The organism is Actinocorallia lasiicapitis (assembly GCF_054778695.1).
Genome location: NZ_BAAGZI010000180.1, coordinates 1 through 10943, shown reverse-complemented (window position 1 = coordinate 10943; position 10943 = coordinate 1). Strand labels below are relative to the sequence as shown.

Sequence of the window (10943 nt, the reverse complement as noted above, 5' to 3'; positions counted from 1 at the left end):
ACGACCGCCGCGACCGCGCTCCGGCCCCTGGCCGTGAACCGCGGCGCCTGACGCGGCACCGCGGCCTCCGGGGCCTCCGTCGTCTGGATCATCGCAGCGCCCGGTAGCCGCCGTCGTGGTAGACGAGCGGGGCGGTCTCGGCCGGGGTCGAGGCCGCCAGCACCTCACCGACCACGATCGTGTGATCGCCCGCGTCGTGGGCGGCGTGGGTGCGGCACTCCAGCGCCCCCACGGCCGACGCGTAGATCGGCGCGCCGGTCACCGGGCCGCGCCGGAACGACCAGCCGTCGAACGCGCCCTCCAGGGAGCGGCCGCGGGTCGCGAAATGGGCGGAGGCGTCCGCGGAGTCCTCGCCGAGGATGCTGACGGCCCAGGTCGGGCGGGCCAGCACGACGTCATGGAACCGGGCGATCTTCTCCACGCAGAACAGGACGAGCAGCGGTTCCAGCGAGACCGACGAGAACGCGCTCATGGTCATCGCATGGTCGCGGCCGTCCGCGTCGACGGTGGTGACGAGGGTGACGCCTGTGGGAAAACGCCCCACCACCCTGCGGAACTCAGCGGGATCGGGAGGAGGGGTGGTCATGCGGGAGGCCTGTCAGGAAGGAGCGAGTGGCGGGGGTGAGGTAGATCGCGAGCCCGGCGAGAGCGGAACCGCCGAGCAGGAACAGGTAGACCTGTCCAGGAATGTCACTGGGGAAGATCACGTCGCCCTTGCTCCTGGGCATCGTGAGGACCATGACGGAGGTCAGCCACGTCAGGGCGACGATCACCGCGCCCGTCCGTCCTGAACCGAGCCCGGCCAGCCGGACCAGCACGAAGTTCACCAGCACCACCGCGACCGTGACCTGCAGCGACGTGGCATAGGTGAACGACCCGTAGACGCCCAGAAGAGTGCCGGCGATGCCGAGCGCCGCGTAGGTGGCGCCCTTGAGGAGTCCGTCCCAGTTCACAGGATGAGGCTATCGGGCGCTCAGCCGGCTTCGGGCAGGCCGCCGAACAGATCACTCTCGCGGCCGTCCGCGCCGATCGGGCCCTTCGGACCGGCGAGCAGCGTGTAGTACTCGACACCGAACGCCTGCTGCCCGACATGGTCGGAGAGCGCGAAGTGCAGGCCGTCCACGGTGATCTGGGTGCGGTGGGCGGCCAGCGCCTCGAGCTTCTTCGGCAGGAAGCCGCGGGCGTCGACGGCCGTGGTCACCTCGTCGTCGGGCACGCCGTAGGCCACCTCGTCGACGCTGCCGGGGGCGCGGAACGGCCCGCCCGCCTGCAGGACCGCCACCGAACGGGCGATCACCGAGCGGGGCATGGCCGTCGCGTAGAACTTGCAGACCTCGGCCGCGGTGCCCTGCGACAGCTCGAACGCCCGCCACGCCACCCGGTGCGCCTGGATGTGGTCGGGATGGCCGTAGTAGCCGTTGTCGTCATAAGTCACGATCACCTGGGGCTTGACCTCGGTGATGATCTCCAGCAGGCGGGCGGCGGCGTCCTCGACGTCGGCCTGCCAGAACGCCTCGGGACGCTCGTTCGACGGCACCCCCGCCATCCCCGAGTCACGCCAGCGCCCAGGACCCCCCAGAAACCGGTGGTCGGTGACGCCCAGCGCCGCGCACGCCGCGTCCAGCTCCTCGATCCGGAACGCGCCCAGCTCGTCCTTCCGGTCGGCGGCCAGCTCGGCCAGATCCGCCGGAATGATCTCGCCTTCCTCGCCGAGCGTGCAGGTCACGAGGGTGACCCTGGCGCCCTCGGCCGCGTACCGCGCCATCGTCGCACCGGTCCCGATCGACTCGTCGTCGGGATGGGCGTGGACGAACAAGATGCTGCGGTCGCTCATGTGAAGCAGCGTAACGAGCCCGGCGGGCGCTCCGGCGCACGGGGCGCGCCGGAAAAATGGTTGGCGCTCCCACCTGGGAATTTCTTACCTTGGACGGATGCGTTCGCTACCGGTCCCCGATCCCGGGACACCTGATCATCGTGGACCGTGGCGGTACCTCGGCTGGATCGCGCGGAACCAGCTCCACGTCATCGTGCCCGGCATGTTCCTCGGCATCGCCTGGATGGGCTCCCAGGCGTTCATGCCGTTCGTGCTCGGCAAGGCCATCGACGACGGGCTGAAGGCCAAGGACGCCGGCGCGCTCGTCGCCTGGTCCCTCGCGTTGCTCGCGCTCGGGCTCGGGCAGACCGTCGCCGGCATGTTCCGGCACCGGTTCGCCGTCCAGAACTGGCTGTCGGCCGCCTACCGGACCATCCAGGTGATCGTCCGGAAGGCCACCGCGCTCGGGCCGACCCTGCCGAAGCGGATGACCACCGGCGAGGTCGTCTCGGTGGGCGTCGCCGACGTCGCCAAGATCGGTGACGCGATGGACATCACCGCGCGCGGCGCGGGCGCCATCGTGTCGATCATCGTGGTGACGGCCGTCCTGCTCAGCTCGATGTGGCAGCTCGGCCTGGTCGTGCTCATCGGAGTGCCGCTGATCCTGGCGCTCACCGCGCCGCTCATGAAGCCGCTGCACCGGCGGCAGACCCGGCAGCGCGAACTGACCGGCGAACTCACCACGCGCGCCGCCGACATCGTCGGCGGGCTGCGGGTGCTGCGCGGGATCGGCGGCGAGGAGCTCTTCTCCACCAGGTTCAAGGAGGAGTCCCAGTCCGTCCGGGCGGCCGGGGTGCGGACGGCGCGGGTGGAATCGGTGCTGGACGGCGTCGGGCTGCTCCTGCCCGGGCTGCTGCTGGTCGTGGTCACCTGGATGGGCGCGCGGTACGCCGCCGCCGGGACGATCACCGTCGGGCAGCTCTTCGCGTTCTACGGGTACGCGGCCTTCCTCGTCGACCCGCTCTGGACCATCGCCGAAGGCGCCGACAAGATCACCAAGGCGCATGTGGCGGCGCAGCGGATCGTCAAGATCCTGTCCCTGAAGCCGGAGCACCCCGCCACCGGCACCCGTGCCCCCGACGGCCAGGTGCTGGCCGACACCGTGACCGGACTGGAGATCCGGCCCGGCGAGCTGACGGCCGTCGTCGCCGGAACCGCGGCGGGCGAACTCGCCGACCGGCTCGGCGGCTACGCCGACGGCGGAAGCTACGGCGGCGTCCCCCTCGCCGAGCTCGACGGGCTGCGCGAACGGATCCTCGTCGCGATCAACGAGGACCGGCTGTTCACCGGCACCGTCCGCGGCGAGATCGGCGGGACGGCCCCGGCCGGGCTGCTCGCCTCGACCGTCGAGGAAGATCCCGTCCCCAAGCTCGGACGGCTCTGGGGCACCCCGCCCCCCGACGTCGCGCCGGCCCCGCCGCAACCGCACGTGCACGACGACGAACGCCTGCTGGAAGCCGTCTGGGCGGCCTGCGCCGAGGACGTCGTGGACGCCGTCGGGCTCGACGGGCTCGTCGCCGAAGGCGGCCGCGAGTTCTCCGGCGGGCAGCGGCAGCGCGTCGCGATGGCGCGCGCCCTGGCCACCGAGGCCGACGTGCTGGTGCTGGTCGAGCCGACCAGCGCCGTCGACGCCCACACCGAGGCGCGGATCGCCGACCGGATCGGCAAGCTCCGCGCCGACCGGACCACGGTCGTGTTCACCGGCAGCCCGCTGATGCTGGACAAAGCCGACAACGTGCTCTTCGTGGCGGACGGGAAGGTCGTCGCGGAAGGCGACCACGCCGGACTGCTGCGCACCTGCGAGGCCTATCGGAAGGCTGTGACAAGAGATGAGTGAGCGGCTGCCCGTCGCCACCAAGGAGGACGTCCGCGCTTACGCGCGACGGCTGATCCTGCGGCATCCGTGCGACCTAGCCGTCGCGGTCGGGCTGCACGGGCTCGCCGCGATCACCGGGCTGGTCACCCCGTTCCTGTTCTCGCGGCTCGTCGAGAACCCCGGCCGGCACATCGACCTGATCGCCGGGGGGATCGCCCTGTTCGTGACGGTCCAGGCGGTGCTGACGCGGCAGGCGTTCTTCGCGTCCGCGAAGCTCGGTGAGAAGGCCCTCGCGGAGCTGCGCGAGGAGTTCATCGACCAGGTGCTGCGGCTGCCGCTGTCGACCGTCGAACGGGCCGGGACGGGCGACCTGCTCGCCAGGACCACCCGGGACGTCGACCAGCTCTCCGGATCGGTCCGGCACGCCGCCCCCGAAGTGCTGATCGCCCTGGTCACCTGCGCGTTCACCGTGATCGCGCTGGGGCTGACCAGCCCGCTGCTCCTGCTGCCCGTCCTGCTCGTCGCGCCGATCCTCCTCGCGGCGACCCGGTGGTACCTGAACCGGGCGCGCTCCGCCTACCTGCGCGAACACGCCGCCTGGGCGGAGATGACGGACGGGCTCGCCGAGACCGTCACGGGGGCGCGGACCGTCACGGCGCTGCGCCGCGAGACCTCCCGCCACGAACGCACCGACCACGACATCGCCCGGAGCTGGGCCGCCGAACGGTACTCGCTCGGCCTGCGGATGCGCTGGTACCCCGCCCTGGAGATCGGCTACATCATCCCCGTCGTGCTGACCCTGCTGCTCGGCGGGCTCTTCTACCTCGACGGCCGGCTGACCCTCGGCCAGGTCACCGCCGGCACCCTCTACATGCAGCAGCTCGGCCGCCCCCTCGACATGCTGCTCAACCAGCTCGACGAACTCCAGCTCGGCGGGGCGTCACTGGCCCGGCTGCTGGGCGTCGCCGACGTCCCCGCCGACCGCTCCCCCACCGGCGCCTCCCCCGACGGGATCGAGATCTCCGCCAAGGACGTCAAGTACGCCTACGCGCAGCGGGACGTCCTGCACGGGATCTCCCTCGATCTGGCGCCCGGCGAACGGCTGGCGATCGTCGGGCCGTCCGGGGCGGGCAAGTCGACCCTCGGCCGGCTGATCGCCGGGATCCACGCGCCCCGCGAGGGCTCGGTGACGCTCGGGAACGTCCCGCTAACCGACCTTCCGCTGGACGAGCTGCGCCACCAGATCGCCCTGGTCACCCAGGAACACCATGTGTTCCGTGGCACGCTCCGCGACAACCTCGCCCTGGTCAAGCCGGCCTCCGACGACGACCTGCGCGCCTCGCTCGCGGCCGTCGCCTGGTCGGGGCCCGACCTGGACGAGAAGGTCGGCTCCGGCGGCACCGTCCTCACCCCGGCCCAGGCCCAGCAGCTCGCCCTGGCCCGCCTGATCCTCGCCGACCCGCACACCCTGGTCCTCGACGAGGCGACCTCCCTCATCGACCCGCGCGCCGCCCGCGACCTGGAACGCACCCTCGCGGCCGTCCTGGAGGGCCGCACCGTCATCGCCATCGCCCACCGCCTCCACACCGCCCACGACGCCGACCGCGTAGCCGTAGTAGAAGACGGCGTCATCTCCGAACTAGGCACCCACGACCAACTGGTAGCCCGCTCCGGCTCCTACGCCTCCCTCTGGTCCACCTGGCACTCCACCTGACGCCTCCTAAGGGAGGTGGTGGACGCCGGTGGGGAGGGCGCCTTCGGTGGCGGCTTCGGTGAGGTAGGTCTCGAGGGTGGAGCGGAAGGCCTTGGCGGCGTGGGTGAGGGAGACGTCCTTGCGGTGGGCTATGGCGATGGTGCGTTGGAGGGCGAGGGGGGGTGGGAGGTCGCGGCGGGCGGGGTAAGGGAGGGGGTCGGAGCCGGCCAGGGGGACGCCGCGCAGGCCCGGGCGGCCGGCGAGGACCATGCTGGGGACCACGGCCAGGCCCAGGCCCGCTTCGACGAAACGGAGGACGGCGTCCATTTCGCCGCCTTCGACCGCGAAGCGGGGTTCGAAGCCCGACTGGCGGCAGGCGGTGATCGTCGCTTCGCGGAGGTCGTAGCCGGAACGGAACATGACCAGGTCGCGGCCCTGCAGATCCTCGATGGTCATGGGGCTGCGGCGGGGGCGGTGATCGGCGGGCATCGCGACGACCAGGTTCTCGCGGAGGATCGGAGTCGTCGACAACGGCGTGTCGTCGGCCAGGGGCAGGATGACCAGGGCCAGGTCGAGGAGGCCGCGGGTGAGGTCGCGGACCAGGTCGCGGGAGCCGCCCTCCTCGACGATCAGCCGGATGCCGGGATAGGCGTCGTGGAAACGGCGCAGGGCCTCGGCGAGCAGACCGGCGCAGAGCGACGGGGTCGCGCCCAGCCGGACCCGGCCGCGCACCAGACCCGCCAGCTCCTGCACCTCGAGACGGGCGGTGTCGACGTCGGCGAGGATCCGTTTGGCCAGCGGCAGCAGCGCCTCCCCCGCCGGAGTCAGCGTGATGTTGCCGCGCGCCCGCGAGAACAGGGGCGCGCCCAGCTCGGACTCGAGCGTGCGGATCTGCTTGGACAGCGAAGGCTGGGCGATGCCCAGCGACTCCGCGGCCTGAGTGAAGTGACGGATCTCGGCGACCGCCACGAAATACGCCAACTGCTGGAGTTGCACGCCCACATTGTTTCGCACCCGGTACCCGATCCTGAGGACGGGCCTGCCGGACGAATGGGACTCTTCCCGGATGGAGACGGAGAGAAGGGCCGTGCTGGCGGCCGGAGCGGCGTGCGCGGCGGCGGCGCTGAGCGGCTGCCAGACCTACGGCAAACAGGAGAACACACAGGTGGCCCCGGCCACCGAGACGGTCCTCGGCAAGATCACTGAGGTGCCCGTCGGCGGATCGAAGATCTTCAAGGAGGCGAAAGTGATCGTTTCGCAGCCGACCGAGGGCACCTTCACCGCCCTGACGGCCGTCTGCACCCACCAGGGCTGCCTCGTCAACAAGATCCTCGACGGGAAGGCGTCCTGCCCGTGCCACGGCAGCGAGTTCTCCCTGGCCGACGGCTCGGTGACCAAGCCCCCGGCCAACGCGCCGCTCACCTCCGTCAAAGTCAAGGCGTCCGGCGAAAACCTGGTGCTGCTTCCGAACTGAGGTCACCTACCCTTAGGGAGCATGACCCTTAGCTTTCCCCGGCAGAGTGCTCGCACACGACGTTTCACGCTCGGCGCGCCGCGCGGAGTCACGATCTCCCCTGGCGGTGAGTTCGCGCTGTTCCTGCGCAGCCGGGGAGGGACCGACCCGGTCACCTGCCTGTGGAAGCTCGACCTGGCGACGGGCGGCGAAGAACTGCTGGCCGACCCGCTCGCCCTGAACGTCGACGAGTCGAAACTGCCGGCCGAGGAACGTGCCCGCCGCGAGCGGGCCCGTGAGGCGGCCGGCGGCATCGTCGCCTACGCCGTCGACCGCGACGTCAAGCTGGCCGTGTTCGCGCTGGCCGGGCAGCTCTTCACCGTCGCCACCGACGGCGGCGCCGTCACCCGCCTCGACTCGGCGACACCCGCGTTCGACCCGCGCCTCGACCCGCGCGGACGCCGGGTCGCCTACGTCGCCGACCGTGCCCTGCACGTCATCGACCTGGCGTCCGGCGAGGACCGGGTGGTCGCCCGTCCCGAGACCGAGCAGATCTCCTACGGGCTCGCCGAGTTCATCGCCGCCGAGGAGATGGACCGGCTGCGCGGCTACTGGTGGTCGCCCGACGGGCAGCAGATCCTCGCCGCCCGCGTCGACGAGACACCCGTGCAGCGCTGGCACATCGCCGACCCCGCCAACCCCGACCGGCCCGCCCAGGAGATCGCCTACCCGGCCGCCGGGACTCCCAACGCGATCGTCTCGCTGATCGTCGTCGCGGCCGAAGGCGACAAGCGCGTCGCCGTCGCGTGGGACCGCGGGATGTACCCGTATCTCACGACGGCCGTCTGGGACGAGCGCGGCCCCGTGATCGTCATCCAGACGCGGGACCAGCGCACCCAGCGCGTCGTCCGGATCGACCCGCTGAACGGCGAGACCACGGTCGAGCAGGCCGACCATGACCCGATCTGGCTGGAGATCGTCCCCGGGCTGCCGGCGCGGACGGCGTCCGGCGCGCTGGTCTGGACGAGCGACGCCGACGACACGCGGCGGCTGACCGTCGCGGGCGTCCCGGTGACGCCGGTGGGGCTGCAGGTCCGGTCGGTGCTGGGCGTCCACGGCGAATCGGTGCTCTTCACCGCGTCGACCGAGCCGACCCAGACCCATGTCTGGTCGTACTCGCCGGACGGGCTCGAGCAGCTCACGGCCGGGCCCGGCGTGTTCACGGGCGTCCGGGCGGGGGACGTCACGGTGCTGGCCGGCAACGATCTGGAGTCGACGCGTTCGCGGACCTGGGTGCACGGCACCGGGATCGAGATCGAGAACCTGGCCGAAACCCCGGTGATCACGCCTCGGGTGGCGTTCCTGGAGGCCGGGGAACGCGCCATCCGGACGGCCGTGGTGCTGCCGACCGGGTTCGACCCGGCGTCCGGCGAGAAACTGCCCGTCCTGATGGACCCGTACGGCGGCCCGCACGCCCAGCGGACCGTCGCCGCGCTGCGCGCCTACTGCGAGCCGCAGTGGCTCGCCGACCAGGGCTTCGCGGTGGTCGTCGCGGACGGCCGCGGCACCCCTGGGCGCGGCCCCGCGTTCGAGCGGGCGATCTACGGCGACTTCTGCGACGTCGTCCTGGAAGACCAGATCACGGCGCTGACCGCCGCCGCCGAGAAGTTCCCGCTGGACCTGGAGCGGGTCGCGATCCGCGGCTGGTCGTTCGGCGGCTTCCTTTCAGCCCTGGCCGTCCTGCGCCGCCCGGACGTCTTCCACGCCGCCATCGCCGGCGCCCCCGTCACCGACTGGCGCCTCTACGACACCCACTACACCGAACGCTACCTGGGTGACCCCGAAGAGGACCCCGACGTCTACGTCACCAACTCGCTGATCGCCGACGCCCCCCGCCTGGAACGCCCCCTCATGATCATCCACGGTCTGGCGGACGACAACGTGGTCGCGGCCCACACCCTCCGCCTCTCCTCGGCCCTCCTGGCCGCCGGCCGCCCCCACACGGTCCTCCCCCTCTCCGGCGTCACCCACATGACCCCCCAAGAGGTAGTAGCCGAAAACCTCCTCCACCTCCAGGTCTCCTTCCTCAAGGACGCCCTCTCCTAAATCCCCAAAAGGGCCCGCTCCATTGAGAGCGGGCCCTTTCATATTAATTCTGGACAACTCACACATAGCACTTAGGTAATATTCCAGTCGTACCAGAAAAACAAATATCCATTCCCCCAAATCCCCCACCAAGGTCACGGCGTCTCACTAGCCTCCGATCATGCCCACTCCGCTTCACGAGGCACTACACCGCGTCTTCCGACAGGACATGGACATGGTCGTCCGTGCACTCCGGCAGATCTACGGCGAAAACCTCCCCACCCCGAAACGCATCTCGATCGTCGACAGCGACCTCACCGAGACCAATCCCATCGAACGGACTATGGACACCATCTTCCTGGTCGAATGGGACGGATCGGCTGAATTCTTCGTCTTGGAGGCCCAGCGCCGACCCGACGCCGACAAACACGTGACCTGGCCGTACGCGATCGCTTATCTGGCCCTCAAATACGGCATCCCGGCCCGCGTCATCGTGATCTGCGCCGACGTCAGAACCTCCGACTGGGCCAGGGGCCCCTTCCACACGGGCCCCGCCGACCGCCCCTCCCAGACCACCTACCCCTACGTCCTCGGCCCCGACAACACTCCCGCCATCACCTGCCCGACCAAGGCCGCCGAAGACGTCCTCCTGACCGTCTTCTCAGCCCTCACCCACTGCCTCACCGACACCGCCCCCCAAATCCTCGACGCCCTCGAATCGGCTTTGGGTACCATCGAGGTGGAGACCGCACGAGTCCTAGCCGACTTCGTCCTGGTCGGCCTGCCCGACGGCCCGGCCCAGACCTACTGGAGATCACGCATGGCCCTGCCGACCCACCTCTTCAAATCCGCCTACGCCCAGGAGCTCCGCGCCGAGGGTGAGATCCGCGGTGAAGCCCGAGGCGAAGCCCGCGGACGGGCCCAGGGCGAGGCCCGAACGATCATCCGGATCCTCGACGCCCGCCACATCCCGCTCTCCGACCAGGCGCGGAACCGCATCCTGTCCTGCACCGACCTCGCCAAACTCGACACCTGGGCCGACCGCGCCCTCGAAGCCGAGACCATCGAAGCCGTCCTCGAAGACTGACCCTTCGCCGAACGCACAGTCCGACCACCGCAGCACCCGCTGCCGCTCGGACCAAGCCTCGGCCCGGCCGTCACCATCACCGACGGCCGGGCGTCTGTTTTCGGGCTGCTGTTGGGACGGTCAGGGGCGGGTGTCCACGGAGTCGGTGGTGCCAACGGCCAGGAACATCTCGTAGGAGATGACGCTGGGAATGGGGACGTTGAGTTTACCTGCGGAGACAGTCAGGAGCTGCTCGATGCCGAGGAGGGAGCCGGACCGCTCGTCGAAGATCAGCGTGTGGCGGGTCGGGAGGCCGGAGTGGGCGGACTCGACGCTGAAAGCCAGACCGGTGCGGCCGGCCCGGTCGGTGACACGGCCCGAGTAGACGAGGCCGCGGACGTCCTTGAGGGAACGGAGGACAGCGGCCCGGAGTCGCGGACGGATCGGGCCAACCCGGTAGAGATCGCCCACGGCGACGAGGCGTTCCGTTCCGTCGCCCGGATGGCCGACGGCGAGTTGGCGTTTGAGCGCCTTCGGGTCGGTGGAGAGCTTCGCGATGTCGAACATCCGGGACATGTACGGGTCGGTGCCGGGGCCGCCGCGCTCGTCTTCCGTCTTGTCGAGGCGGTCGATGAGCCGCCAGGAACCGTCGGACGCCCACCAGCGTTCCGTCGAACGCTCCTGGATCCGCGAGGTGACCTGGCGGCCGTCCACCCTGGTCCAGAGCGCCCAGCCCCTGGCCTTGAGGTAGCTGTACTTGCGGTCGCCGATCAGATCGGGCGCCTTGGCGGTGTTGGCGGCGATCCGTTCCAGGATCGGTTGCGGCTTCTCGCTGCCCGCCCCCACATACCTGAGCAGCGGCGGTGTCGCCGCGAACCCCTGCTGCGCTCCGGAATCGAGCGCCGTCAACCCGGCCGCGCCCACAGCCGCCGCGACCGCCCCGGCGGCGGCCAGCCG

Annotated in this window: 10 protein-coding genes; 5 read left to right on the top strand and 5 right to left on the bottom strand. The window is 70.8% G+C overall.

Going from position 1 to position 10943, the window contains the following annotated elements:
• Positions 1-88 precede the first annotated feature (88 nt).
• From ACYVE7_RS19755 to mshB, 3 genes are read right to left on the bottom strand one after another with little or no spacing between them, the layout of a single operon-like run.
• The gene (locus ACYVE7_RS19755) at positions 89-544 is read right to left on the bottom strand and encodes a flavin reductase family protein (RefSeq protein ID WP_460366433.1); all 456 of its coding nucleotides are present in this window, start codon (positions 542-544) and stop codon (positions 89-91) included.
• 13 nt (positions 545-557) lie between these two features.
• Entirely contained in the window at positions 558-953 is a 396-nt protein-coding gene (locus ACYVE7_RS19750; protein ID WP_460366432.1) for a DUF6113 family protein, read from the bottom strand.
• Between the two features lie 20 nt (positions 954-973).
• Complete coding sequence (mshB, locus tag ACYVE7_RS19745; RefSeq protein WP_460366431.1) at positions 974-1834, bottom strand: N-acetyl-1-D-myo-inositol-2-amino-2-deoxy-alpha-D-glucopyranoside deacetylase; 861 nt, start codon at positions 1832-1834, stop codon at positions 974-976.
• 97 nt (positions 1835-1931) lie between these two features.
• Between mshB and ACYVE7_RS19740 the strand changes: the two genes are divergently transcribed.
• Positions 1932-3710 carry an ABC transporter ATP-binding protein gene (locus ACYVE7_RS19740; RefSeq protein WP_460366430.1) on the top strand — a complete coding sequence of 593 codons (1779 nt, stop codon included), beginning with the start codon at positions 1932-1934 and terminating at the stop codon, positions 3708-3710.
• Entirely contained in the window at positions 3703-5403 is a 1701-nt protein-coding gene (locus tag ACYVE7_RS19735) for an ABC transporter ATP-binding protein (protein ID WP_460366429.1), read from the top strand. The genes ACYVE7_RS19740 and ACYVE7_RS19735 overlap by 8 nt, the downstream gene beginning before the upstream one ends.
• A gap of 6 nt (positions 5404-5409) precedes the next feature.
• On the opposite strand, the gene ACYVE7_RS19730 is transcribed toward ACYVE7_RS19735, so the two are convergent.
• Positions 5410-6378, bottom strand: coding sequence for a LysR family transcriptional regulator (locus ACYVE7_RS19730; protein ID WP_460366428.1), 969 nt, complete (start codon positions 6376-6378; stop codon positions 5410-5412).
• A gap of 70 nt (positions 6379-6448) precedes the next feature.
• On the opposite strand from ACYVE7_RS19730, the gene ACYVE7_RS19725 reads away from it, so the two are divergent.
• From ACYVE7_RS19725 to ACYVE7_RS19715, 3 genes are all read left to right on the top strand, one after another.
• Positions 6449-6856, top strand: coding sequence for a Rieske (2Fe-2S) protein (locus ACYVE7_RS19725; protein ID WP_460366427.1), 408 nt, complete (start codon positions 6449-6451; stop codon positions 6854-6856).
• A gap of 21 nt (positions 6857-6877) precedes the next feature.
• A complete protein-coding gene (locus tag ACYVE7_RS19720) occupies positions 6878-8941 on the top strand; it encodes a S9 family peptidase (RefSeq protein WP_460366426.1) in 2064 nt (687 codons plus the stop codon).
• Positions 8942-9101: 160 nt separating this feature from the next.
• The gene (locus ACYVE7_RS19715) at positions 9102-10007 is read left to right on the top strand and encodes a hypothetical protein (protein WP_460366425.1); all 906 of its coding nucleotides are present in this window, start codon (positions 9102-9104) and stop codon (positions 10005-10007) included.
• 120 nt (positions 10008-10127) lie between these two features.
• Here ACYVE7_RS19715 and ACYVE7_RS19710 read toward each other — a convergent pair.
• A partial coding sequence (locus tag ACYVE7_RS19710) for a CU044_5270 family protein (protein ID WP_460366424.1) occupies positions 10128-10943 on the bottom strand: 816 nt, incomplete at its 5' end.